26 protein-coding genes are annotated in these 24,225 nt (G+C 71.4%); 14 read left to right on the top strand and 12 right to left on the bottom strand.

The window, feature by feature from the left end; all coding sequences use genetic code 11:
* Positions 1-103 precede the first annotated feature (103 nt).
* Positions 104-856 carry a class I SAM-dependent methyltransferase gene (locus MZC64_RS42600; protein WP_247765179.1) on the top strand — a complete coding sequence of 251 codons (753 nt, stop codon included), beginning with the start codon at positions 104-106 and terminating at the stop codon, positions 854-856.
* Here MZC64_RS42600 and MZC64_RS42595 read toward each other — a convergent pair.
* Positions 853-2,418, bottom strand: a complete 1,566-nt coding sequence (locus tag MZC64_RS42595; protein ID WP_247765178.1) for a multicopper oxidase family protein — start codon at positions 2,416-2,418, stop codon at positions 853-855. The genes MZC64_RS42600 and MZC64_RS42595 overlap by 4 nt on opposite strands.
* Positions 2,415-2,819, bottom strand: coding sequence for a hypothetical protein (locus MZC64_RS42590; RefSeq protein ID WP_247765177.1), 405 nt, complete (start codon positions 2,817-2,819; stop codon positions 2,415-2,417). Before MZC64_RS42590 ends, MZC64_RS42595 begins: the two co-directional genes overlap by 4 nt.
* A gap of 80 nt (positions 2,820-2,899) precedes the next feature.
* Between MZC64_RS42590 and MZC64_RS42585 the strand changes: the two genes are divergently transcribed.
* Complete coding sequence (locus MZC64_RS42585; RefSeq protein WP_247765176.1) at positions 2,900-3,784, top strand: LysR family transcriptional regulator; 885 nt, start codon at positions 2,900-2,902, stop codon at positions 3,782-3,784.
* Here the strand turns inward: MZC64_RS42585 and MZC64_RS42580 are convergent.
* Positions 3,765-4,652 carry a LysR family transcriptional regulator gene (locus MZC64_RS42580; RefSeq protein WP_247765175.1) on the bottom strand — a complete coding sequence of 296 codons (888 nt, stop codon included), beginning with the start codon at positions 4,650-4,652 and terminating at the stop codon, positions 3,765-3,767. The two genes, MZC64_RS42585 and MZC64_RS42580, sit on opposite strands and share 20 nt — an antisense overlap.
* Positions 4,653-4,727: 75 nt before the next feature.
* On the opposite strand from MZC64_RS42580, the gene MZC64_RS42575 reads away from it, so the two are divergent.
* Positions 4,728-5,093 carry a darcynin family protein gene (locus MZC64_RS42575; protein ID WP_247765174.1) on the top strand — a complete coding sequence of 122 codons (366 nt, stop codon included), beginning with the start codon at positions 4,728-4,730 and terminating at the stop codon, positions 5,091-5,093.
* Between the two features lie 165 nt (positions 5,094-5,258).
* Here the strand turns inward: MZC64_RS42575 and MZC64_RS42570 are convergent, their stop codons facing one another.
* The 3 genes from MZC64_RS42570 to MZC64_RS42560 are packed head-to-tail and all read right to left on the bottom strand — an operon-like array spanning position 5,259 to position 8,027.
* On the bottom strand, positions 5,259-6,155 hold the full coding sequence (locus MZC64_RS42570; RefSeq protein WP_247765173.1) for a trypsin-like serine protease: 897 nt from the start codon (positions 6,153-6,155) through the stop codon (positions 5,259-5,261).
* Positions 6,156-6,195: 40 nt separating this feature from the next.
* Complete coding sequence (locus tag MZC64_RS42565; protein ID WP_247765172.1) at positions 6,196-6,759, bottom strand: TetR/AcrR family transcriptional regulator; 564 nt, start codon at positions 6,757-6,759, stop codon at positions 6,196-6,198.
* 38 nt (positions 6,760-6,797) lie between these two features.
* On the bottom strand, positions 6,798-8,027 hold the full coding sequence (locus MZC64_RS42560) for an MFS transporter (protein ID WP_247765171.1): 1,230 nt from the start codon (positions 8,025-8,027) through the stop codon (positions 6,798-6,800).
* Positions 8,028-8,343: 316 nt separating this feature from the next.
* On the opposite strand from MZC64_RS42560, the gene MZC64_RS42555 reads away from it, so the two are divergent.
* The 5 genes from MZC64_RS42555 to MZC64_RS42535 all read left to right on the top strand — a co-directional run bounded on the left by MZC64_RS42555 (position 8,344) and on the right by MZC64_RS42535 (position 12,626).
* On the top strand, positions 8,344-8,895 hold the full coding sequence (locus MZC64_RS42555) for a hypothetical protein (protein ID WP_247797784.1): 552 nt from the start codon (positions 8,344-8,346) through the stop codon (positions 8,893-8,895).
* 125 nt (positions 8,896-9,020) lie between these two features.
* Positions 9,021-10,208 carry a cytochrome P450 gene (locus tag MZC64_RS42550; RefSeq protein WP_247765169.1) on the top strand — a complete coding sequence of 396 codons (1,188 nt, stop codon included), beginning with the start codon at positions 9,021-9,023 and terminating at the stop codon, positions 10,206-10,208.
* Complete coding sequence (locus MZC64_RS42545; protein WP_247765168.1) at positions 10,205-10,819, top strand: VC0807 family protein; 615 nt, start codon at positions 10,205-10,207, stop codon at positions 10,817-10,819. The genes MZC64_RS42550 and MZC64_RS42545 overlap by 4 nt, the downstream gene beginning before the upstream one ends.
* 136 nt (positions 10,820-10,955) lie before the next feature.
* Positions 10,956-12,158, top strand: coding sequence for a glycosyltransferase (locus MZC64_RS42540; protein WP_247765167.1), 1,203 nt, complete (start codon positions 10,956-10,958; stop codon positions 12,156-12,158).
* A 129-nt stretch (positions 12,159-12,287) separates the two neighbouring features.
* On the top strand, positions 12,288-12,626 hold the full coding sequence (locus tag MZC64_RS42535; RefSeq protein ID WP_247765166.1) for a hypothetical protein: 339 nt from the start codon (positions 12,288-12,290) through the stop codon (positions 12,624-12,626).
* Position 12,627: 1 nt separating this feature from the next.
* Here the strand turns inward: MZC64_RS42535 and MZC64_RS42530 are convergent, their stop codons facing one another.
* Positions 12,628-13,365, bottom strand: coding sequence for a hypothetical protein (locus MZC64_RS42530; protein WP_247765165.1), 738 nt, complete (start codon positions 13,363-13,365; stop codon positions 12,628-12,630).
* Positions 13,358-16,417 (bottom strand): DEAD/DEAH box helicase, encoded by a 3,060-nt coding sequence (locus MZC64_RS42525; protein WP_247765164.1) that lies wholly within the window; start codon positions 16,415-16,417, stop codon positions 13,358-13,360. Before MZC64_RS42525 ends, MZC64_RS42530 begins: the two co-directional genes overlap by 8 nt.
* Positions 16,418-16,576: 159 nt before the next feature.
* Here MZC64_RS42525 and MZC64_RS42520 point away from each other — a divergent pair, with 159 nt between their 5' ends.
* From MZC64_RS42520 to MZC64_RS42510, 3 genes are all read left to right on the top strand, one after another.
* Entirely contained in the window at positions 16,577-17,524 is a 948-nt protein-coding gene (locus MZC64_RS42520; protein ID WP_247765163.1) for an alpha/beta fold hydrolase, read from the top strand.
* Between the two features lie 139 nt (positions 17,525-17,663).
* Positions 17,664-18,131, top strand: coding sequence for a hypothetical protein (locus tag MZC64_RS42515; protein ID WP_247765162.1), 468 nt, complete (start codon positions 17,664-17,666; stop codon positions 18,129-18,131).
* A gap of 113 nt (positions 18,132-18,244) precedes the next feature.
* Positions 18,245-18,463, top strand: coding sequence for a hypothetical protein (locus MZC64_RS42510; protein WP_247765161.1), 219 nt, complete (start codon positions 18,245-18,247; stop codon positions 18,461-18,463).
* A gap of 6 nt (positions 18,464-18,469) precedes the next feature.
* Here MZC64_RS42510 and MZC64_RS42505 read toward each other — a convergent pair whose 3' ends face one another.
* Together MZC64_RS42505 and MZC64_RS42500 are read right to left on the bottom strand one after the other, a co-directional pair.
* On the bottom strand, positions 18,470-18,943 hold the full coding sequence (locus MZC64_RS42505; RefSeq protein WP_247765160.1) for a flavodoxin family protein: 474 nt from the start codon (positions 18,941-18,943) through the stop codon (positions 18,470-18,472).
* Positions 18,944-19,031: 88 nt separating this feature from the next.
* Complete coding sequence (locus MZC64_RS42500; protein ID WP_247765159.1) at positions 19,032-19,340, bottom strand: hypothetical protein; 309 nt, start codon at positions 19,338-19,340, stop codon at positions 19,032-19,034.
* A 215-nt stretch (positions 19,341-19,555) separates the two neighbouring features.
* Between MZC64_RS42500 and MZC64_RS42495 the strand changes: the two genes are divergently transcribed.
* Positions 19,556-20,266: a MerR family transcriptional regulator gene (locus MZC64_RS42495; protein ID WP_247765239.1), complete on the top strand. Its 711-nt coding sequence runs from the start codon at positions 19,556-19,558 to the stop codon at positions 20,264-20,266.
* 46 nt (positions 20,267-20,312) lie between these two features.
* Complete coding sequence (locus tag MZC64_RS42490; RefSeq protein ID WP_247765158.1) at positions 20,313-21,893, top strand: alpha/beta hydrolase; 1,581 nt, start codon at positions 20,313-20,315, stop codon at positions 21,891-21,893.
* A 176-nt stretch (positions 21,894-22,069) separates the two neighbouring features.
* Here the strand turns inward: MZC64_RS42490 and MZC64_RS42485 are convergent, their stop codons facing one another.
* Positions 22,070-22,582: a PadR family transcriptional regulator gene (locus MZC64_RS42485; RefSeq protein ID WP_247765157.1), complete on the bottom strand. Its 513-nt coding sequence runs from the start codon at positions 22,580-22,582 to the stop codon at positions 22,070-22,072.
* 88 nt (positions 22,583-22,670) lie between these two features.
* On the opposite strand from MZC64_RS42485, the gene MZC64_RS42480 reads away from it, so the two are divergent.
* The gene (locus MZC64_RS42480) at positions 22,671-23,045 is read left to right on the top strand and encodes a nuclear transport factor 2 family protein (protein WP_247765156.1); all 375 of its coding nucleotides are present in this window, start codon (positions 22,671-22,673) and stop codon (positions 23,043-23,045) included.
* A gap of 453 nt (positions 23,046-23,498) precedes the next feature.
* On the opposite strand, the gene MZC64_RS42475 is transcribed toward MZC64_RS42480, so the two are convergent.
* Positions 23,499-24,158 (bottom strand): phosphoribosylanthranilate isomerase, encoded by a 660-nt coding sequence (locus tag MZC64_RS42475; protein ID WP_247765155.1) that lies wholly within the window; start codon positions 24,156-24,158, stop codon positions 23,499-23,501.
* Positions 24,159-24,225: the final 67 nt, after the last annotated feature.

Genomic DNA, 24,225 nt, shown 5'->3' with positions numbered 1-24,225 from the left:
TCACTGATCGGCTGTACCGCTGAGCCGATCATCGATGCCACGGTGAGTGGTCAACATTGTCCGCGAAGGGAATCACCACCGTGACTACCGCCCTGACCTCCTTGTGACCCACGCCGCGCAGAGCTGGGCGACCCAGGACCTCGCCGAGGACTACGACACCTGGGACGACGGGGCGTGCTGGCTGCTCGGCTACCCGTTCGTGCCCGGCGAACTCGGCCTGCGGGCCGGGAACCGGTTGCTGGACCTTGGCTGCGGGCCGGGCACGGTGACCAGGTGGTTCGCCGACCGGCACGGCGTCTCGGTGGTGGCCACGGACTACTCCGCGGCCATGCTGGAGATCGCTGCCCGGCAGCCCCATCCGCGGATCGACTACCGGCTCACGGTGGCCGATCTGCTGCCGTTGCCGGATGACTCGGTGGACGCGGCGATGTCCTGCTTCATGTTCATCTGCGTGCCCGAACTCGACCGGCTGCAGCGGATGGTCGCCGAGGTCCGCCGGGTGCTGCGGCCCGGTGGGCGGTTCACCGTGCTCGGCCCGAATCCGGCGCAGGCCAACGGCGAGTTCAGCGGATTCCGTCGCGGCGTGCCCGGCCACAGTTACGCGGCTGGCGAGCCGTTGCCGGTCCAGGTGCGCCGCACCGACGGCAGCTGGGTCGGCACCGTGGACGTGCACTGGCCGGAGTCGACCTACCAGGATCTGTTGACCGGCGCGGGTTTCCGGGTCATCTCCCGGCGCACGCCTCGGCTGGCGGACGCGGCGGGGGTGGCCGATCCGGGGCTGGTGCGCTCGCGCAGCTGGACCGCCGAACGTGACCGCGCGCCGTTCCTGCTGATCACCGGTGAGCTGCCTGGCTAGAGGACCTCGAAGTTGGCCATCATGGCCATGTCCTCGTGTTCGGCGTTGTGGCAGTGGAAGACATAGCGCCCGCGATAACCCTCGAACCGGGTGATCACCTCCACCGCCTGGCCGGGGCTCAGGTCCACGGTGTCCTTGAGGCCGCCGTCGAAGGGCCCCGGCGGGCCGCTGCCGCGCGAGAGGATCTGGAAGCCGACCAGGTGCAGGTGCACCGGGTGGTGCACATCGGCGACGAACCGCCAGATCTCCACGTCGCCGAGGCGCGGCCGGGCGGACATCCGGTCCGGCGCAAAGGGTTCGCCGCCGATCACCCAGCCGGTCCTGCCGTGGATCTGGCCCGCGGTGAAGGAGAAATCGCGGATGGCGACGGCCTGGGACCGGTGCAGCGGGGCGATTTCGCTGAGCCGTGGCGGGATCCGGCTGTCCTCCGGCGCGGTTCGGGTGACCACGAAACGCATGATCAGCGCGGTCGAGCCGGCGCCGAGGCGGTTCACCAGGGTGACCTGGGCGCCGACCGGGTAGCGGCCGAAGTCCACGATGACGTCGTAGCGTTCGGCCGGGGCGATCGGGAGGTGGTCGTGTGCGCGGGGCGCGTCGAGGAGTCCTTGATCGCTGCCGATCTGGACGAAGCCCGCGCCGCCGGGTGGGGGTGGGTCCAGAGCCAGGTCGTAGCGGCGGGCGTTGGAGCCGTTGAGCAGGCGCAGCCGGTGGCGGGTCGCGGTCACCTCGTGCACCGGCCATGGCGCGCCGTTGACCAGGATGACGTCGCCGAACACGCCCTCCACGTACTCGGGTTCGACGCCGGGCACGCTGCGCAGGCTCGGATCCAGGGACGGATAGGCGAACGCGCCGTGCTCGTCGAAGGCGCGATCGGCGATCAGCAGCGGCAGTTCACGCTCGCCGGCCGGCAGGCCGAGGGCGTCCTCCTCCTCGTCGCGGACCAGGTGGAAACCGGCCAGGCCCCGGTACACCGCGGGACCGGTGAAATCCATCCGGTGGTCGTGGTACCAGAGCGTCGCGGCCCGTTGGCGCAGCGGGAAAACGTAGTCGCGGGAGCCGTGCGTGACCCGGGCTCGGGCGTCGACCATGTGGTGGCCGTGCCCGCCGGACCAGCCGGTGACCGGCAGCACCAGATCGGTGGGGTAGCCGTCGAAGTCGGCGGGGGTGTGCCCGCCGTGCAGGTGGACCACGGTGGGCACGGGAAGTTCGTTGCGGTGGTGCACAATCGTGGTCCGGTTCCGGCGGGATTCGATGGTCGGGCCGGGGAAAGTCCCGTCGTAGCCCCAGATCGGGGTCCGCACGCCCGGCAGGATCTCGGCGGTGGCCGCGCGCTGGGTGATGGTGTGGTGATCGGCCTCTGCTGTCCTTTGTGGACTGAGCACGCGCGGGATCGGGAGTGGGACCTGGAATGGCTCCGGCAGCGGAATCCGGCTGTGCAACACCTCACCCGTGCCGGGTGCGTCCGCGCGCAGCAGCCTCGGCCCGATCAGCCCGGCGGTGAGCAGCGCGCCCGCGCCACCGGCCAGGCCCAGGAACGTGCGCCGGGGGAGCCGCCCGCTCATCGGGTGGCCCGGATGTCCGGGCGCCACACGGCGATCGTGGTCAGCGCCATCGCGGTGACCAGGGCGACGCCCAGCGGCAGGTGCAGGTCCAGGGCGCCTGCCAGGCCGGCGAAGTACTGCCCGGTCTCCCCGGCGGCGATGAGCAGGCTGACCCAGAACAGCCAGCGCGGCCCGCGGGTCAGCCAGAGCACCAGCGCGGCCAGCAGTTGCGCGTAACCCAGGTAGGACACCGTGTCCGCGCCCCACCGGTGCAGCCAGAGCATGTCGAAGTCCCCGGCCAGATAGCCGCCGGCGAACACCGGCTGGCCGATGATCGCGACGGTGTGCGCGCTCACCAGCACCCGGCACACCAGCAGCGTTCCGGTCGCCCGGCGGGGCGGCGTTGTCACGGTTGTGGTCACGGGACCGAACCTAGGATCGGCCGCCTTATGCTGTCCAAGACAAGATCGGTTATCTGTTCATAACAGGCGAGGCATCAGCAGTGGATCTTCTGGCACTCCGCTACTTCCAGACCCTCGCCCGGCTGGAGCACGTCGGCCGGGCCGCCGAGCAGCTGCGGATCGCGCAGCCCTCGCTGAGCCGGACCCTGGCCCGGCTGGAGCAGGAACTCGGCGTGCCGCTGTTCGACCGGCACGGCCGCCGGATCCGGCTCAACCGCTTCGGCAGCACGTTCCTGCGCCGGGTCGACCGGGTGCTGGCCGAGCTGGACGACGCCCGGCAGGAACTCGCCGACGCGGCCGGGCTGGACCGCGGCATCGTCGCGGTGGCCACCGAAACCCTGCTGCCGCTGACCGAGGTGCTGCGGACCTTCGTCGCCGGGCACCCGCTGGTGGACGTGCGGCTGTTCCAGTCCTCGGCCGCGGGCATGGCCGATCAGCTGCGCACCGGCGAGGCCGATCTGTGTTTCGGGTCGCAACCCTTGCCCGGCAAGGACATCCGCACCCAGGTTCTGCTCGATGAACCGGTGCTGCTGTGCGTGCCTGCCGGACACCGGTTGGCCGGCCGTGGGCGGATCGGCGTGGCCGAGCTGAGCGGCGAGCCGTTCATCACCACCCGGCCCGGCTACTGGCAGCGCACACTGGTCGAGCGGCTGTTCGCCAAGGCGGGCGCGGAGCTGCACGTGGTGTGCGAGGGCGAGGAACCCGAGGGGATCTTCCACCTAATCGGCGCCGGGTTCGGCATTGGGCTGGTGCCTGCCTTCGGCCGCCGGATCGGCCTGCCCGCGAACGTGGTCTGGCTGGAAGTGACCGATCCGGGCTGCCGCCGGGTGCTCAGTGTGGCCTGGCGGCAGGACAGCTACCTTTCCGTTGCCGCGCAACGTTTCCGCGACCACACGATCGAGCAGTTCAGCGCAGCGCGTCCTTGATCGTCTCGCGTAGCCAGTGCTGGGCCGGGTCGGCGTCCAGCCGGGCGTGCCAGCACAGCCGCACCTCGACCTCCGGCAGGTCCGCGGGGATGGGGAACCAGCGCAGGCCGAGGGTGTGCGCGTACTGCTCGGCCAGCCGTTGCGGCACCAGGCCGACGTGCGCACTGGCCGCGACCAGGAGCGCGGCGGCCGTGGAGGTGGGCACCACCGCGGCGACATGTCGTTGCAGGCCAACGGAAGTCAGCGCCTCGTCGAGCGGGCCGCGGGCCCGGCCGCGGCGGGAGGCCGAGACATGCGGGTGCCGGCACAGCTGTTTCAGGGTGGGCTTGCGGGCCCGGCCCAGCGGGCTGTCCGCGCGCACGATGCCGACCAGGCGTTCGGTGTAGAGCGGGGTGGCGCGCAGGTCGGGTGTGGTGACCTCGCCCGCGCCGATGTCCAGGTCCACCGAGCCGTCCCGCAACGCCTCGGCGCTCTCGGTGCCCTCGGCGACGAACCGCAGGGTCACCCCGGGCGCGACGGCGGAGGTGGCCGCGGTGATCAGGGCCGCGGCAATGCCGTCGTTGACGCGGATGGTGAAGGTGCGCCGCAGTCCGGCGACCGTGAACTCCCGGTCGGTGCTGATCAGCGCCGCCGCCTCGTCCAGCAGTGCGCGCACCCGCGGCGCGGTGCGCAGTGCGAACGGGGTCGGCGCCAGCCCACGGCCGGCCCGCACCAGGATCGGATCGCCCATGGCCCGCCGCAACCGGCCCAGCGCCCGGCTGGCCGCGGGCACGGACAGGTGCAGCCGCTCGGCGGCCGCGGTGACACTGCCGTCCTGGAGCAGCGCGTCGAAGACACGCAACAGGTTCAGGTCGAGCTGCTCGGGCATGATTGCATCATACGCAAGTCTGGCTTGCCAAAGTTGCGTGGCGCGCAGGGGTGGGCAGTTCCTAGTGTCGTGGCCATGACAACCGAAACCTTCGAACCGACCCTGACCGCCTTCATGCTGGTCAAGACCACCCGCGCCTGGCTCGACCTGACCGTGGAGCAGCGAGTGGCGGCCTTCACCACCGAGATCCTGCCCGCGGTCAACGACAAGGTGCGCGGCGTGCGTTCCCGCTTCTACGACACCGAGTTCTACTCGGCACGGGTCACTGACATCTGGGCTTGGGAGGCCGTGGACCACGAGGCGTACCAGCTGCTGGTGGAAGCCTTGCGGGACACGCCTTTCTGGGATCACTACTTCGAGGTCGTGGAGATCCTGCTGGGGGTGGAGAACGCCTACGCCAAGAACAACGGCCTGGACCCCGTCGCCACCGTCACCGTCTGAACAAGTGGCCAGAAGCCCGGTCCACACCTCGCCGGCGTGTTGGCCGTTGTTGTACGTAGTCTTGGCCGAACCGGTACGCCATTCGGCCAACACACCGTCCACAACGGCCAACACGGGGCGGGTGGGTTCTTCTGGGCGCTTGCTTAGTGTCCGTCCACTGTGGACTCAGCGGATCGCGGCGATGAGGGTGGCCAGCTGGGGCTGGAAATTCGCCACCCGGGTGTAGTAGTCCGGGGATGACGGCGCGGCGCTGGCCGACCAGGAGGCCACCCCGGCCAGTCGGCCGCCGACCACGACCGGGGAGCCGCTGTCGGTGGCGCGCAACCGGATTGCCCGGTCCGCGCCCACGCACAGGTAGGAATCGGGGTCGTAGCGCAGGCCCCACCAGCGTGGTGGCATGAAGCGGACGCTGTCCGCGGCCCGCCGCACGCATTCGGCGTCCTCGGCCACCGCGGTCGGGGCCTGCCACAGCAGGGGGTCGTCGGCGGGGGACATGCGCCAGCCGTACACGGTGGCGCTTTCCCCGCCCTTCGGCCCGGTGCCCGGATCGGCCAACGGAAGCACCGGGGTGTCCAGGGGTTCGGCCAGGGTGATCAGGCCGATGTCGGCGGGGGCCAGTGCGACCTTGCCGAAGGCGCCGCCGAGAAAGGACTCCTCGGCGATTCCCTTGGGGTAGGCCGGATCCAGCCAGGTGTTGGCGACCCGCACGATCCGGCCCGCGGTGCCACGCAGGTCGTCCCGGCCGACGGTGATGGTCAACTCGGCCGGGGTGGCCTGGCCCAGGCAGTGCGCGGCGGTGACCACGGCCTTGGGTGCGACCAGGGTGCCGACGCAGAGCTTGTTGCTGGGGGAGTCGGCGTAGGTCTTCGGGTTGCCGATCACCACCACCCACGGCACGGCCGAAGTGGACACCTGGGCGCTGCCCGGAATGGGATCGGGCTGTGGGCGGGTGTACTCCCAGCCCAGGAACGGCGCGTAGAGCAGGATCGGGACCAGCAGCACCAGGATCGGGCCCAGCACCCACCACCGGCGCCGCCGGGACCGGGTCTTCTTCTCGATCATCACGAGAGGGTAGCGGTCAGGCGTTGTGCGCGCAGGCGAATCAGGCGACAGCGGCGGTGAGCAGGGCGGCGGCCGCGGCCCTGGCCGCCGTGGTGGCGCTGGAATCGCGGTCGGTGCGGGTGGCGTGGCCGGTGCCGTCGTAGAGCAGGTGCAGCTGGTGGGCCAGGGCCGCCGGATCCCGGGCGCCCGCTTGCCCGGCGAGGTCGGCGAACAGGTCGCGGACCCAGGCGCGGTACTCCCTGGTGGCCTGCTCCACCCGGTCGTCGGGGTGGGATTCCGCGCTGGCCCGGTGGAAGGCGCAGCCGCGGAAACCGCTGTCGGCGTAGGCCTTGGCCTGCGCGTCGAAGACCGCCAGGATCCGCTCGCGCGGGGTCCCGGCGGCCTCGACCGCGGCCAGGATGCGCCCGGATATCTTGTCCTGCCTGCCCTTGAGGTAGGCGTGGATCAGCTCGTCCTTGCTGCCGAAGGTGTTGTACAGCGAGGCTTTCGCGACCCCGGCGTGCTCGATCACCCGGTCGATGCCCACCGAGCGCACGCCCTCGGCGTAGAACAGCTCGTCGGCGGCGGCCAGCAACCGCTCGCGGGCGGACACCTTGGCCGTCATTCCCACCACTTCCCTCGATTCCGGACTGGACAACCAGGCTACAACCGGGACAGCGCCGGTTCGGGATCACCCGCCGGCACCGTCGGTGCCGGGGTGAACAGCCGCACCAGGGCCAGCACCCCCAGTGCGATCAGCACCCCGCCGTAGAGCAGCGTCGCGCCGACCAGGCCGGGACCGTGCACCACCAGCACCCCGGCGGCCACCGCGGGCAGCCCGAATCCGAGGTAGGACACCACGAACAGCAGCGAGAGCACCCCGGCCCGCTCATGCGGTCGCGCCAAGGGCACCGAGGTGCGCAGACTGCCCTGGAGCCCGGCGCCGAAGCCGACCCCGGCGATCGCGGTGCCCAGGAAGAACAGCGGCAGCGTGCCGATCGGCAGTGCGATCAGGGTCACCGCCACGCCGATGATCAGCGCGAACACCCCGGTGCGCATGGTGAATTCGGGGGAGCGGTTGCGCAGCACCACGGTGGCCAGCGCGGCGGCTCCGGCCATGGTGAACAGCGCGAGCCCGCCCAGCAGCGGGGAGCCGCCACCGCCGAGCTTGGCCACCAGGGCCGGGCCCAGCGCGCCGTAGAGCCCGGCCAGCGCCCACACCGCGAACAGCACCGGCGCCGCGGTGAGCACCCTCGGCCGCATCGCGGCGGGCAGGGTGATCTCCGGGCGCAGGCTGGCCAGCGCGCCCGGCGCCCGGCTGACCGTCTCCCGCATCAGCGCGATTCCCAGTCCCTGCACCAGGAACACCGCCAGCAGCACCAGGTAGACCAGTTCGGTGGGCGCGGGCAGGTAGCGCACCAGCAGGGCGGAGAACAACGCGCCGACCGCGGTGCCGATCCCGGGCGCGACCGCGTTGGCCAGCTGCCCGCGCCGGGCGTCCAGGTCGAGCATGCCCGCACCCAGCGCGCCGAGCGAGGCCCCGATGGCCACCCCCTGCATCACCCTGGCGACCAGCAGCGCGCCCACCCCGTCGGCGGTGGCGAAGACCAGCATCGCCGCGGCCTGCACGACCAGCGCCACCAGCAGCACCGGCCGCCGGCCCAGGTGGTCGGACAGCTTGCCCAGCACCAGCAGCGCGGCCAGCGCGGACACCGCGTACACGCCGAACACGACGGTGGTGGTGATCGGCGAGAAACCCCATTGTTCCTGGTAGTGGGCGTACAGCGGGGTAGGTGCGCTGGAGGAGGCCAGCAGCGACACGACCAGCGAGGCCAGCAGGTACAGCGCCGCCGAGTCCGGCAGCCGCCCGCTCCGGGGCAAGGTGTGGGCCATGCCCGAACCTCCGATTGAGTAGACAGGTCTGTTCAGTCCCGATCGACCATAGACAGGTCTGTCTACTTCGGCAAGTGGCGCTGTTGGGACGCGGATAGTGGAGTGTTCGAAAACATCTGGCGGGGTGGGGCATTTTATGGATGCCGCGCTTGTGTGTGCTGTTTGATTAGCCAGTTCGGCGTATTTCCCGATCGAGGTCGTTCCCGATAGCGTCAGTGCAGCTCAAGGCGTCCTCGTCGTTCTTTTCATTCGCATCTGGCACCCATGAGGAGCGGATTAGATGAAAATCAGGTCCAGCTGGTCGAGAATGGCTGCAATGCTTGCCTCGATCGCCGGAATGGTCGCTTTTGGCGGCATAATTGCCGTTGCGCCTGCCGCCGCCGCTCCGGCCAAGGCGCCGGTCGCCGCGGCCGCGCCGGCGTTCACCGGCTGGGTGTGCGCGGGCTCGCCGATCCCGGACGGGCACGTGATCACGATGCTCAACGCCAACGGGTGCAGCCGGGGCGGTTCCTGGTACCTGGAACCGGCTCGCAACGGGCAGTGGACCTGTCTGGGCTCACCGCTGCCGGTGCCGTACGTGATCACCATGCTGAACCCGAACGGCTGTGGCGGCATGGGCCGGTACATCGAGCTGCCGCGCAACGGGCAGTGGACCTGCCTGGGCTCGCCCATCCCGGACGGCTACGTGATCACCATGCTGAACGGCAACGGCTGCGGTGGCATGGGCCGCTACATCGAACTGCCCCGGGACGGGCAGTGGATCTGCCTGGGCTCGCCGATCCCGCCCGGCTACGTCATCCAGCGCACCAACCCCAACGGGTGCGGCGGCATGGGTCAGTACATCGTGCGCGCCCGCGCCGCCGCCTAGCCGGAACCGACTCCACCCCGGGGTGGAGATCGCCGGGCCCGGGTCCCACCCGTGCGCCGAGGCGACTCCACCCCGCTCGTCCCTAACGTCGTTGGCGCCCAACACCATCACCGAGTGAGGCGCCGATGACACTCCCGATCCCGCGCAGCTGCCCGTTCGCCGAACCACCCGAATACGCCCGGCTGCGCGCCACCGACCCGGTCAGCCGGGCCACCCTGCCCAGTGGCGACCGGGTCTGGGTGATCAGCAGGCACGCGGACATGCGCACGGTGCTGGCCGATCCGCGGTTCAGCATCGACGCCACCCGGCCCGGTTTCCCCCGGCTGCGCGCGGGCGCTGCCCCGCCGGAGCGGCGGCGCCCGTTCCTGGACACCGATCCGCCCGAGCACGGGGTGTATCGCCGGATGCTCAACGCCGAGTTCACCGTGCGCCGGGTCGCCGCGCTGCGCCCGGAGATCGAGGGCGTGGTGGACGCACTGCTGGATCAGCTGCTCGCGGGCGAGCCGGCCGCGGATCTGGTGCCCGCGTTCGCGCTTCCGTTGCCGTCACTGGTGATCTGCCGGTTGCTCGGCGTGCCCTACCCGGAGCACGAGTTCTTCGAGTCCCGCACCCGCACCGCGCTCAGCAACGCCAGCACCGCCGCGGAATCCGGCACGGCCATGGCGCAGCTCTTCGAGTACCTGGACGCGCTGTTCGCCCAACGGCAACGGGAACCGGCCGTGGACCTGATCAGCAGGCTGGCTGCCGGTCCGGTGGCCGAGGGCAGGCTGAGCAGGCCGGGTGCGGTGGGCATGATCCTGATCCTGCTGGTCGCCGGGCACGAGACCACCGCGAACATGATCTCGCTGGGCGTGCTCACCCTGCTCGGCCGACCGGAGTTGTGCGCGGAACTGCGCCGGGACCCTGGCCGGATGCCCGCGGTGGTCGAGGAACTGCTGCGGTACCACTCGGTCGCCGACGCGGTGGCCGCCCGGGTCGCCGTCGCCGATGTCGAACTGGGTGGCAGGCTGATCAAGGCAGGGGAGGGCGTGGTCACGCTCGGCCTGTCCGCCAACCGGGACCTCGAGTTCCTGGACCGCCCGGACGAGTTCGACCCGGATCGCCCGGCCCGGCAGCACCTGGCCTTCGGCCACGGACCGCACCAGTGCCTTGGCGCGCACCTGGCCCGCGCCGAACTGGAGATCGCCTTCACCCGGCTGCTCACCCGGCTGCCGAACCTGCGCCTGGCCGTGGATCCGGCTGAGTTGCGGTGCAAACCGGACTCGCAGGTCTTCGGCCTGGCCAGCCTGCCGGTGCGGTGGTGCGCCCGATGACCCGCCACCGGCTGACCTGGTTGCTGGGACTGGTGCTGGACCTCGGCCTGTCCCCGCTCACCTTCTACACCGGCCGCCTGCTCGGCTTCGACAACCTGGTGTGCCTGCTGGCCGGCGCCACCGCGGTGACCCTGCGGGCCGGGTACCTGCTGGGCGTGCGTCGCCGGATCGACCTGCTGGTCGGCCTGATGCTGGCGACCAGCCTGCTCGGCCTCGCCGTCGCGCTGCTGACCAGCGATCCCCGGTTGGTGCTGCTGCGCGACCCACTGACCTCGGCGCTGATCGCACTGGTCTTCCTGGCCACCTGCCTGACCACCCGACCGGCCCTGTTCCACCTGGCCAAACGCCTGCGGGACAACGGAACCGAGGACTGGGACCGGCGGATCAGCACCGAACCCGGGTTCCGCCGCCTGTTCCTGATGCTCACCGCGGTCTGGGGGCGGTGGGCTGCTCGCCACCGCGGCGCTGCGGGCGGTGCTGATCTACCGGCTGCCGGTGGAGGTGATGGCGGGGCTGAGCCAGGTGATCGAACTGGCCACGATCGGGTCGTTGCTGGCCTGGACGGCGTGGTTCCGTCGCCGGCAGCGGCGAACCCGTCCACAGTGGACTGAAACAGCGATGGCAAGGAGATAGTTCTCCTTGCCCCTTTCAACTTATAGCTGACCGGGGGGCTTGCGGCAAGACCCCGGGGGTGCCGCACACTCACCCGCCGACAGGGAAGAACCAGCGGAAATGGGGAATCGCGAAGTGCGTGTCTTGTTGACGACGGTGGGATCGCGCGGGGATGTCGAGCCCTTGGCCGGGCTCGCGGTGGCGTTGCGGGAACTCGGCGCGGAGGTGCGGGTGTGCGCGCCGCCGGATGCGGATTTCGCGGCGCTGCTGGCGCGGACCGGGGTGCCACTGGTGCCGCTGGGTCCGGAGGTGCGCCCGGTGGTCTCCGGGGACAAGCCGCCGACCGCGGCGGACGCGTTCCGGTTCGCGGCCGAGCTGGTCGACGCCCGGTTCGACACGCTCAGCACCGCGGCGCAGGGGTGTGATGTGCTGCTGGCGAGCGGTCTGATGCCCGCCGGGGCGCGGGATGTGGCCGAGCAGCTGGGCATCCGCTACGTGTTCGCCTGCTTCCAGCTCTACGGCCTGCCGTCGCGGCACTTCCGGCCGGGCGTGCGGCCGGGCACACCTTCCCCGGCGGCGGAGACCGACAACCGGGCACTCTGGCAGCAGGACGCTCAGCGGGTGAACGACCTGTACGGCCCGGCGCTCAACCGCCGCCGGGCGGGGCTCGGCCTGCCGCCGGTGGACAACGTGCGCGACCACGTCTTCACCGACCGGCCGGTGCTGGCGGCGGATCCGACGCTGTGCCCGTCGGCCGGCCTGACCGACCTCGACCTGGTGCAGACCGGGGCGTGGCTGCTGCCCGACGACCGGCCGCTGCCGGCCGGGCTGACGGAGTTCCTGGACGCCGGTGAGCCGCCGGTGTACGTGGGCTTCGGCAGCATCGCCGCCTACGTGCCCAAGGACATGGCCCAGGTGGCGATCGCGGCGGTCCGCGCGCAGGGGCGCCGGGTCGTGCTCGCCCGTGGCTGGGCCGGCCTGGCCGCGGTCGACGACGCCGCGGACTGCTTCGTGGTCGGCGAGGTCAACCAGCAGGCGCTTTTCCAGCGGATGGCCGCGGTCGTGCACCACGGCGGCGCGGGCACCACGACCACGGCCGCGCGCGCCGGTGCGCCGCAGGTGGTGGTCCCGCAGATCGCGGACCAGCCGTACTGGGCGAGCCGGGTGGCCGAGCTGGGCATCGGGGTGGCACACCCGGGACCGGCGCCGACCGTCGACTCGCTGTCGGCCGCGCTGGCCACGGCCCTGACCGCCGGGGTCCGGGAGCGGGCGCGGGCGGTGGCGGGGGAGATCCGCCCGGACGGGGCGACGGTGGCGGCGAAACTCCTGCTCGGCTGAGTTCGCCCGGCCCGCCGATCTTCCGGCGAGTTGGGCCAACTGGTACGCCGGTTTGGCTGAAGTGGGCGTGCCAGTTGGCCCAAGTGGGACAGGGCCGGAATTGTCAGGGGTGGGTGCGAGGATTCGGGTATGACCGCAGCTCGGAAGCTTCCGCCGACCGCCCTGGATCCGCTGACCGCCGTGCTCCAGGCGGTCGCCGTGCGCACCGCGCGGCAGTTCGAGGAACGCAACCTGACCATCCGCCGCTCCCGGGTGGTGCACGGGGTGGCGCCGAGCAAATGGATGGCCGGGGTGGAGTTACCCGGGCCGGCCTGTCACGTCGGGGTCGCCGGGTGGGCGCTGGAGGACATGCACCCCAGCACCCGTCCGGTGACCTGTCGACGGTGCCTGCGCGGCAGTGGGCAGCGGCTGGCGCCGCCGCTGCGGCTGGTGGACCAGCTCGCGCTGCCCCTGGACGGCCGGGACTGAGTCAGTCCGCGCTGGTCAGGGCCTGGTAGAGCGGGCGGAGCAGGTCGGTCAGGCCGACGCCGGCCACCGTGGTGGTCAGGGGCGGGAGTTCGTCGAGCACCGGGCCGGGTTGATCACCGCGGGTCGGGGCTGGGGCGGCGCCGTCGGGGGTGGGCCAGTCGAAGAAGTCGTCCAGGACCGCGGTCAGCGGCGGGGCGGCGGCCTTCGGCGGCTGTGGGCCGGTCACGCCCAGGCGGGAGCGGAGTTCGGTCAGCAGGGTGTCCCGGTCCCGGCCACGCAGGGCGAACAGGCGGAACGGGTCGGCCTGCACGGCCCTGGCGAACACGGAGAGGGTGGCGTGCAGGTGGCCGCACGGGGTGGCCGGGGCCGGGCAGGTGCAGTCCAGCGCGGCCTCCTGCGTGAAGTCCGGCAGCAGCGGGTGGCCAGCGCCGGCGCAGGCCGGTTCGACAGTCAGCGGGACCTCGCCGGTGAGCAGGGCAGTGGCCAGTCGGCTGTCCGCGGCCAGGGCCTGGGTGAGGGCGGCCCAGGCGGGTTTGCCGTGCACCGGGACGGCGATCCGGGTCTGGTGACCGCGGGTGCGGGTGGCGCGCACCTGGGCGGTGACAACGCCCGGTCCGACGGTCAGGCCGCTGACCTTGTCGCACCAGAAGCCGGAGCTGGGGTCGGCCAGGAAAGTGTTGACGCCCAAGGGTTCCAGGGCTTGCCGCAGTCGTTCGTCCCAGTCCGCGGGGTCAGTCATCGGTGGCCTCCTCGCCCAGCTGGAACATCTCCCGCAGCGAGGTGTCGGACAGCTCGGTGAGCCAGTTCTCCCCTGGCACCGACACCAGGTCGGCCAGGTCGCGTTTGCGGTTCATCAGGGCGTCGATGCGTTCCTCGATGGTGCCTGGGCAGAGGAATTTGCGGACCTGCACGGTGCGGCGCTGGCCGATCCGGAACGCCCGGTCGGTGGCCTGCGCCTCCACCGCCGGATTCCACCAGCGGTCCAGGTGGAAGACATGCGTGGCGGCGGTCAGGGTCAGCCCGGAACCGCCCGCCTTGAGCGAGGCCAGCAGCACCGGCGGGCCCTCGCCGGCCTGGAATCGCTGGACCGTCTCGTCCCGGTGCCGGGCGGACTGGCCGCCGTGCAGGTGCGCGATCCCGGTGCGCAGGCGGTCGGCCAGATGCGGGGTGAGCAGGCGGCCGAACTCGGTGAACTGGGTGAAGCACAGCACCCGGTCGCCCGCGGCCAGCACGTCGGTGAGCAGCTCTTCCAGGCGGGCGACCTTGCCGGAGCGGTGGCCCAGCGGCGAGCCGTCGTGCAGCAGGTGCGCCGGGTGGTTGCAGACCTGTTTGAGCTTGGTGATCGCGGCCAGCACGTTGCCCCGGCGGTTGATGCCGTGGCTGTCCTGGATCTTGGTCATCATCTCCTCGACGATGGTCCGGTAGAGCGTGCCCTGCTCCCTGGTGAGGCGGTACTCCTCGGTGAGTTCGATCTTGGCCGGGAGTTCGGGGGCGATGGCCGGATCGGTTTTCAGCCTGCGCAGGACATAGGGCCGGGTGAGGCGGCGCAGTTCGGCGGCGGCCACCGGGTCGCCGCGCAGTTCGATCGGGGCGGCGAAGCGTTCGCGGAAGTCCTCGCGGGACCCGAACCGGCCGGGGTTGAGCGCGTCCAGCAGCGCCCACAACTCGGCGACGCCGTTCTCCATCGGCGTGCCGGTGAGCGCGACCCGGTGCCGGGCGGTGAACCGGCGGATCGCCCTGGCCGCCCCGGTGCGCGGGTTCTTCACGGTCTGCGCCTCATCCAGCACCAGCCGGGCCCAGTCGACGCGGGACAGCGCGTCCACATCGCGGGCGGCGGTGGCGTAGGTAGTGACGACCAAGTCAGCCTCGCCGAGCAGCGAGTCCAGGTCGCGGGCCGGGCCGTGGTGCACCCGCACCCGCAGCCCCGGCGCGAACCGGGCGGCCTCGCGCGGCCACATGCCGAGCACCGCGACCGGGCAGAGCAGCAGCGTCGGCCCGTCTCCGCCCTTGGCGCGTTCGAGTGCTTCCAGGGCGAGCACCTGGATGGTCTTGCCCAGGCCCATGTCGTCGGCCAGGCACACGCCGATCCCGGCCTCGGCCATCAGCGCCAGCCAGGCCACGCCGCGGCGCTGGTAGTCCCGCAGTTCGCCGTGGAATTCCGGCGGCAGCTCGACCGGCCGCAGTGCGAGGGACAGCTTGCCGGCCAAGAGGTCGGCCAGCCAGCCCTCGGTGCTGATGCCGGTGATCGGCAGCGGCAGGCCGGGCAGTTCGGCGCCGTCGGGGCGGTGCAGCAGGGCGAGGACTTCGCCGACGGTGGGCACCCGGGGTTTGGCCCGGTGCGGGTCGCGGCGCACGTGCGCCAGGCCGAGGCGCAGGTGTTCGGCGTCCACGCTGACCCAGTGCCCGCGCAGCCGGACCAGGTTGGTCTTGGCGGCCACCAGATCACGCAGTTCGTCCTCGGTGAGCACCTCGTCGCCGACCGAGACCGACCAGCGCAGGGTGCCCAGTTCCTCCCGGCTGAGCCGCCGTTCACCGGCGATCCGGTCGGTCGGGGCGCTGTGCGCGGACAACCGCAGCCCGGCCCGCCGCCGTCCGCCCCAGGAGGCGGGCAGCTGGACCTCGAACCCGGCTTCGGTGAGCCGTTGCGCGCCGCTGACCAGGAACTCCTCGGCTTCGGCCACGGTGAGGTCGTAGCTGCCGGGCCGGGCCCCGGTGATCGCGGGCGCGAGCATGGGCAGCACGAGCGCGGCCCGGCCCAGTTCGGCCGCCAGGAGGCCCTCGGGGTCGGACAGGAACGGGTGCGCGCGGCCGGACCAGACCTCGGCCGCGGGCAGCAGCAGGCTGGGATCGGCGGCGGCGCGCAGGTGGAAGGACAGCTGCCAGTGCGTGCCGTCGCCGGTCTGGTCGTCCGGGTCGCCGCCGGGTTCCGGGGTGGAGAGGGTGCGCAGTTCGGACAGGCGCACGCACACCGTGCCCTCGCCGAGGTCGGTGTTGGCCTCGGCGTCCCAGGCGCCGATGGCGTCGGCGACCACCCGGTGTGCGGCGGCGGGCAGGTCGGCCCGGCCGTCGGCGGCGCACAGCGCCCGCAGCCACACCTCGATCGGCCCGTCCCCGCCGGTCAGCGGCAGGTCCGCGTGCGCGAGCCGGTCCCGCACCGCGGCGTCCACCAGTGCGCCCAGGGCGTCCTCGACCAGCATCGCCGGATCCGCGCCGTCGAGTCGCTCGGACTGCTCGGCGCGGCCGATCGGGGGCAGGGCCTGGGCCAGGCGCTGGGCCGCGACGGCGTCCAGGCCACGCAGCACCGGCCGCCAGCGGGCGTGTGCACCGTTCCCGGCGGGCACGACGGTGGGCAGCACCCGGCCCCGGTGGGCCAGGTCGAGGGCCAGGCGGTACACGGCCCGCAGGTGCTGCACCGAGGTGCCGTAGCGGATGCCCTCGGCCGGATCGTCGAGTTCGGACGGGTCGACCAGCAGCGCAGGCACCGACCAGGGCTGCAGGGTGACCGGTTGGTCGGTACGGGTGCGGATCTCGCGCGCGAGATCCGGTGACGGCCGGGGCCCGTTGGGGCGGGAGGGCAGCAGCAGGGTGGCCGGGACGGGCTTGCCCGGGTGCAGCGCGATCAGTTCGGCGGTGGGCGCGGCGAACGGGTGCGGGCGAACCGACCAAGCGGTCGGGCGCATGGCGGTGGTGGCCGGGCGGCGCGGGCTCTCCGCCCACAGCAGCAGGCCCCGACCGGGCGACCACAGGCCGTGCACGGCCAGGGGTGCGGGCGGGCCAGCCGGTGCGGTCATGTGGCCCAGTCTGCTCGGTCGCACTCAGCAGCCGGTCAGCAGCCGGTCATCCTGCCGTTCAGCGATGGCTGAAACATGCTGGCCGGGCGGGTTGGCCGGGTTACCGTGCCGACCGGCAGCTTCGATCCCAGCTCTGGGGGCACCATGGACCGTCGAACCATGCTTTCTCTGGGCGCCGCCACCGCGGCTCTCGCGATGACCGGTGAGGCCGCGGCCGCACCAGGACCGCGCGCCCCGTCGGATGCCGCACTGGCCCGTTCACTGGGCGGCAACTTCCGCAGCGCGCACGCCGAAGTCAACGGCACCCGCCTGCACTACGTCATCGGCGGCTCGGGAGCGCCGCTGGTGCTACTGCCCGGCTGGCCGCAGACCTGGTGGGAATTCCACAAGATCATGCCCGCGCTGGCCAAGCGGCACACCGTGATCGCGGTGGACCTGCGCGGCATGGGCGGCTCCGGCAAACCGGCGGGTGGCTACGACAAGAAGACCATGGCCGCGGACATCCACGAGCTGATCCGCAAACTCGGCCACCAGCGGGCCGATGTGGCCGGGCACGACATCGGCGCCATGGTCGCGCAGAGCCTGGCCGCGTTTTTCCCCGGCACAGTCCGGAAACTGGCCCTCCTGGACGTCGCGCACCCGGATGAGGACCTGTACCAGCTGACCCTGATCCCGCGGCCCGGCCAGCCGTTCTTCCCGTGGTGGTTCGCCTTCAACCAGGCGCAGGGCCTGCCGGAACAGCTGATCGCCGGCCGCTCCCGGGTGCTCATCGACCACTTCTGCGACATGTTGCTGGTCAACCGCGCCGCCATCAACGACCGCGACCGGGCGATCTACGCGCACGCTTACGCCACCCCGGAGGCGGTCCGCGCGGGCAACGGCTGGTACCAGGGCTTCGTCCAGGACATCGTGGACGAGAAAACCCACGGCAAGCTGGCCATGCCCGTACTCGGCCTGGGCGCCGGCCCCAACTACTGGTTCCTGGCCGATCACCTGCCACGCAAGGCCACCGACGTGCGCGTGGTGGAGATCAAGGACTCCGGCCACTACATCGCCGAGGAACAACCCGCCGCGGTCACCGCCGAACTCGACCGCTTCTTCGCCTAGCCCGCTGGCCATCCCTACCCCGTCGGCGTGTTGGCCGTTGTCGTACGCAGTCTTGGCCGAACTGGTACGCCACTCGGCCAACACGGGGGTGGTGGGTGCAACCAGGTGGCCGCCGCACTCCGTCTGGACAGGTATGCGCATGTTCTTGTTGACACTGGCCGGACTCGCCCTGCTCACCGGTTGCAGCGGCGGTCCGGCCAGTGTCGCCTGTCCGGCGATGGCCGCCCGCGCGGGTATCGGCCTGGACATCGAGGCGCCGCTGGCCGCCAAGGTCGTTAAGGCCACCGTCGACGGCAAGGACGTGCACCTGGATGAGTCCACCGCGGCCGTGCCGTCCACCTGCCCGCCGGGAAAACCGGACCAGCCCTGCTCGGCCAAGATGGTCCGCACCGGCGCGAAGAACGGCTTCCTCGACCAGACCGGGCTGAAACTGGAGCCGATGCGGCTCAGCGTCCGGCTCACCGACGCCGCGGGCGCGGTGCTGGTGGACCAGGACATCCAGCTCACGCCGAAGGAGATTTTCCCCGCCGGTGCGCACTGCGGCGGCGGCCAGCCGCAAGCCGGGGTGCTCGTCGCGGCCGACGGCACGATGCGCCAGCGGCCCTGACCAGCAGACCGATCAGGAATCGAGAAGCCTGGGCCCACCCGCCGCACCTAACGTCACCTCCAGGGAAAACGCGCCGGATTCACCGGCCGCGGCCCACTTCCGAGGAGGTCTTCATGAGTGCGAGCAAGCGAATCCGGCAGCTCCACCGCTGGCTGTCCATCGTGTTCACCGCGACCATCGTCATCACCGCCGTCGCCCTGGCCCAGGAGAACCCGGTCATCTGGCTGTCCTACCTGCCGCTGCTCCCACTGTTCCTGCTGCTGGCCACCGGCCTGTACCTGTTCGCGCTGCCCTACACCGCGAAGTGGCGGCACCGCCGCACCGCCGAGTGAACCGGGTCAGGGCGTGACGTCCAGCCGGGTGCGCAGCCCGTCGGCGAACTCCCGTGCTGCCACCAGATCGGCGGCGTCCGGCCGTCCTTTTCGGACCCCGCCGACCAGCTTGAACGGCAGCCAGGTGTCGAACCCACGACAGGAGAAGGTGTCCGCCACCGCAAACCCCTTGTCCCGCAGCACCTTTGCCAGCGGCCGGGAGAAGCGCTGGAACCCGGCCTCGGGAAAACCACTGGTGGCAAAGACAAACGCATGCCGCCGCCGCTGGACCGGAAGAGCCTGGACGAACTCCCGCAGCTGCGCATGGAAGGACCCCAGGAAGATCCCCGAGCCGAACCCGACCAGGTCGTAGTCCGCCAGCGTGGCCGGATCAACCTGGTCGGGAGCGACCACCCGGGCATCCAGCACCTGGCCCATGGCCTCGGCGACCCTGCGGGTGTTGCCGTGTGAGACAGAGGTGCACACGATGATGGCCTGCATGGGGAAAGCTCCTTTCGCTTTCCCCCTGGACGAGCCGGCTGCCCGGAACGTGACCACACCCCGGTGTGAACCAGCTCACCAGCGATGATCAGGCGCAGTCCCAGCGCATGCCCTGCCAGCGGGCGCCGTAGCGGGCCCACTCGAAGTAGTGCTGATGGCGCGGGGGCACGATGGTGCACTTGCTGTCCGGGCCGTGCGCGCGGCGGACCACGTAGCTGATGTTGTTGCGGCAGTTGTTGGTCACGGTCACCCGCTGCCAGATCCCCTTGGCCGAGTGCTCGACCTTCGCGCAGTCCGGCGCCGCGCTGGCGGCGGGGGCCAGGGCCACCAGGGTGGCGACGGAGAGGGTGGTGGCGGCGAGGGTGGCGAGTAGCCGGGTGGGTACGCGTCGCGTCATGCGGTCCAGTGTCGGACCCGGCGCGGGCGGGCACCCGGTGAACCGGGCGGAACCACCCGGCCGATACCCGGTCTGTCCACAGTGGAGAAATCGCTGTCCGGATCCGGACAGCGGCCGACCGGGTCCGGGACTTGACCGTGCCGTAGCGGCATAGTTTGGACTGTTCCCTGTCGGCGCGATCGTGCCGGGGAAGCAGGGCTCGGGGAGTGACCGTCGTGGGGTGGAGCACCAGGCAGCTGGCCGAACTGGCGGGCACGACCGTGCGCGCGGTGCGGCACTACCACGACGTCGGGCTGCTCGCCGAGCCGGAACGGCGGGCCAACGGCTACAAGCGGTACAGCGTGGCTCACCTGATCCGGGTGTTGCGCATCAAGCGGTTGACCGGGCTCGGGTTGTCGCTCAGCCAGATCGCCGAACTGGGCGCGGCGGATGAGCACCCGGAAGAGGCATTGCGGTCACTGGACACCGAGCTGGCCGAGACCATCGAGCGGCTGCAACGGGTACGGGCCGAACTGGCCCTGATCCTGCGCCGGTCCGCGCCGACCGATCTGGGACCCGAACTGGCCCAGGCGGTGGCGGGCACCGAGATCAGTGCGGCGGACCGGGACTTTGTGGTTGTGCTGACCCGGATCCTCGCGCCGGCCACGCTGCATGCCTACGCGGAGACGGTGCGCAGGACCAGCTCGAATCCGGTGCTCAGGGAGTTCGACAACTTGCCTGCCGACGCCGATGAGCGGACCCGGCAGGACCTGGCCGAGCGGCTGGCGCCGGTCAGCAGGCAGATGATCGAGGACACGCCGGAGCTGCGGAACCTGTTCGCCGGGGCGCCGCTGGGTGCGGCCACCGGGCTGCAGGCGATGAGCCAGGCCATCACCGACCTCTACAACCCGGCCCAGGTCGACGTGCTGGTCCGGATGACCCGCTGACGCCGTTTCCGGGCGTCACACAACGAATCGGAATGAGGGGGAACACATGAGTGGTAGAAGGCTGCGTGTCGCCGGGGTGATCCCGGTGGTCGTGGGCGGTTTGTTCGCCGGGCTGACCCCGGCGCTGGCCGAGCCGGCGGCGGAAGCGCTGAACTCCACGCACATCCCGGCCCGCTACGCCGGGCAGGCACTGGGCTGGCACCCTTGCACGACCGAGGAACTGCCCGGCACGCCGCCGGGTGAGGTCGGACTGCTGGAGTGCGCCACGTTCGCCACGCCGCGGGACTGGGAGCGCCCGACCGAGCGCAAGGATCTGACCATCGCGGTCAGCAGGCTGCGCGCCACCGGCGTCACCACCGCCTCGGTGCTGACCAACCCGGGTGGACCCGGCGGGCCCGGCCGGTCGCTGCCGCTGCATTTCCGCGGCCAGGACAAGCTGCGCACGCACCAGGAGGTCATCGGCATCGACTCCAGGGGCACCGGCAAGAGCACCAACATCACCTGCGGCGGACAGTCCGGCCCGGCGCCCGAACTGGACGCGCGCAACCGGGATCCGCGCAACCTCAACCTGATCGTGGACGCGGTGCAGCAGGGCGCGAAGACCTGTCGCCAGGCATCCGGCGAGCTGGGGCCGCTGATCAACACCTTCCAGATGACCAAGGACCTGGACCTGCTGCGAGTGTTGCTGCGCAGGCACAAGTTCAACTGGATCGGGTACTCGGCGGGCACCTGGCTGGGCGCGCACTACGCGCAGCGCTTCCCGAACCGGGTCGGGCGGTTCGTGCTGGACTCCGCGACCGAGTTCACCGCCAGCTGGCAGCAGTCCTTCGACTGGCAGCCGCTGGCCTTCGAGCGGCGCTGGCGGCAGGACTTCCTGCCCTGGATCGCCCGCTATGACGCCAAATATCACTTCGGCGCCACCGGCGAAGCCGCCCGGCAGACCTTCGAGCAGGTGCGGGCCGCGCTGGCCCGCAAGCCGGTGCAGATCGGCGGGGTCACGATCTACCCGAGCCTGGTGGACAGCCTCATCCTGGGCTCGCTCAAGGCGAAGGCGCAGTTCCCTACCCTGGCCGAGCGGCTGGTCCAGCTCAGGACGCTGACCGAGCAGGACGCGCCCGCGCAGGCCAAGGCCAAGGCGGAGGTGTCGGTCAAGGACGCCGTGGACAAGGTGAAGGCCGATGCCCCGGACGCGATGCTGGCCACGCTGTGGCACACGCTGTGCAACGACGGTCCGTGGACCGGCGACCGGGAATCGCTGATCCGCCGCTCGCAGCAGCAGGTCGACCGCGGCCTGTCGCTCTACGGCGCGGGCTGGATGGGCTTCCAGACCTGCGCGTTCTGGCCGGACCGGCCGCGGCCGCTGCCCAAGCTGGACGGCAAGGGCGTGCCGCCGGTGCTGATCGTGCAGGCCGACAACGACGGCGCCACCGCGATCGAGGGTGCGCGCCGGGCCCGCGCGGCGTTCCAGAACTCGCGGCTGCTGACCGTCACCGGCGAGGGTGACCACGGCATCTACAGCGGCGGCAACGCCGGCGTGGACAAGATCGTGAACGCCTACCTGGTGGACGGGGTCGTCCCGGCCGACCAGAGCGTGCCCGGCATGCCGCTGCCGGTCCCGGCCGGCTAGTCCCGCGGTGGGGTAAGGGTCCGGCGGTTCGGTGACCAGGTCACCGAACCGCCGGTTTTCCTTACCCACGAACCGGTTGCCGAGTTGGCCCAACTCGTACGCGTAGTTGGCCAAACTGGGCGTACGAGTTGGCCCAACTCGGCGGTGCGGCGGGATCGGCAGGCGGATGAGGGGGGTCAGGACAGCGTTGCGCGGGCCTCGCCGATCCAGGCGAGGTCCGCCTCGGCGCGGTTGATCGCGAACCGCGCGGTCAGGCCGCGCCCGGTGTGGTCGGCGTACTCGGCGAGGAGTTCCTGGCACAGCACCAGGGTGTGGCGCAGCTCCTCCTCCCATTGATCGAGCTGGCCGAGCAGGTGTTCGGCGCTGGTGTGCTGGGCGAAATGCAGCTGGATCTGCAACGGTTGCCTGGCTCGTTCGGAGACCGTGTTGAAGCCGTCCAGCCAGCCGCGGAAGGCGTGCAGACCCGCGTCGGTCGCGGTGTAGACCCGCTTGTCCGGCACCGCGTCCTGGACGACGTGGCGCACCGTGGCATGTCCGCGATCCACCAGCTTGGGCAGCTCGGCGTAGATGTGCGACCGGGTGATCGGCCAGAAGTAGGCCACCGCCCTGGACGCCCGCGCGCCGAGTTCGTAGCCCGAGGCGGGACCGTCCAGCAGCAGGCCCAGTACGAGATAACCACCGACTGACACAGGCGACACTCTAGTCCAGTCTTGACTAGCTGCCCGCCGGCGGCCTACGGTCTGGCCATATTCAAGTCTGGACTAGTCAGGAGTGGACATGGAGCGACAGCAGGCGATCGCCGAGTACGCGGCGGCGTGGAGTGGAAATGACGCCGAGACCATCGCGGCGGCCTTCGCCCGGTGCTGGGCGCCGGCGGGCACCTACACCGACACGGTGACCGACACCGTGGTGGGCGTCGAGGGCATGGTCCAGCTCATCCTCGGCATGCGGGCGCAGTACCCCGGCTTCACCCTCCGCCCCACCAGCGCCCTGGACACCCACCACAACGTCGGCAGGTTCAGCTGGCTGATGACCTCGCCCGAACCCATCGTCGCCGCGGGCGTGGACTACGGCCGAGAACTACCCGGAGTCGACTTCGTCGAATTCGCCCCCGACAACCGAATCACCCGCATCGTCGGCTTCTTCGGCTGAGCACTCATCTGCACCGTGTTGGCCGTTGTCGTACGGTGTGTTGGCCGTTGTGGACGCCGAGTTGGCCCAAGTGGTACGCCGGTTTGGCCCAAGTGGGCGTACCAGTTGGCCCAAGTGGTACGGGAGTGCGGATCGCGCCGCCGATCCGCCGGCAGAGTCGTACGACAACGGCCAACGTGGCGTACGACAACGGCCAACACGCCGGTGGGGTGTGCTGGTGGGTGCGTCGGCGCGGCTGTTCCGGCTCGTGTCGGTGTTGTCTGACCGTCCATTGTGGACAGACCATGAACTCGGCGAGTTCGATGCGGCCGTCGAGTAGATCCCGCGGGCCGAGGAGGATCCGGTGTCCTCGAAGGTGTTGCTGGAACTGGCTGGTGCTTGCCCCGGCCGGACTCCGGGATGCCTTCCGGGAGCGGCTGCGCACCCTGCTGGTTGAGGAGCCGCCCGGCTGAGTCAGGCGTTGCGGACGGCGGTGATGAACTCGCGGATCTTGTTGTGGTCCTTGACGCCCTTGGCGGCCTCGACCCCGGAGCTGACGTCCACCGACAGCGTCCGGCACAACGGACGCAACGTCCTAATCCCTTCGGCGACGTTGCCGGGGGTGAGGCCGCCGCTGAGCACCAGGTGCTCCTCGGGCGCGGCGGGCAGTAGCGACCAGTCGAAGGTGCGGCCGCCGCCGCCGTAACCCGGCACGTGCGCGTCCAGCAGGATCGCCCTGGCCCGGTCGAAGCGCCGGGCGAAGCCGGTCAGGTCGAACGGTGGGGTGCCGGGGTCCAGGGGGATGCGGGCGGCGCGCAGGAAGGCGAGCCGGCCCTGGCCGGTGGCCGCCCAGCAGTCGGCGGGGGTTTCGTCGCCGTGGAACTGCACCAGTGCGCCGGGCACGGCCGCGGCGGTGGCGAGCACCTCGGCCGCGGGGGCGTTGACGAACAGCAGCACCGGGGTGACGAAGGCGGGCAGTCGCGCGGCCAGCTCGGCGGCCCGCTCCGGGGTGACGTAGCGCGGGCTGGGCGGGTAGAGCACGAAGCCGATCGCGTCGGCGCCGGCCTCGACCGCGGCGTCCACATCGTCCGGCCTGGTCAGACCGCAGATCTTCACGGCTGTTCGGGTGCCCATGCGGCCACACCGTACACATCCGCGCCCGCGGCCCAGTTGCCGCCCGCCTTTTCGCGCCATGCTCCTT

This window comes from Crossiella sp. S99.2 (assembly GCF_023094165.1).
Taxonomy (GTDB): Bacteria; Actinomycetota; Actinomycetes; order Mycobacteriales; family Pseudonocardiaceae; genus Crossiella.
The sequence above is the reverse complement of the archived record's forward strand: the minus strand, read 5'-3'. Positions and strand labels throughout refer to the sequence as shown.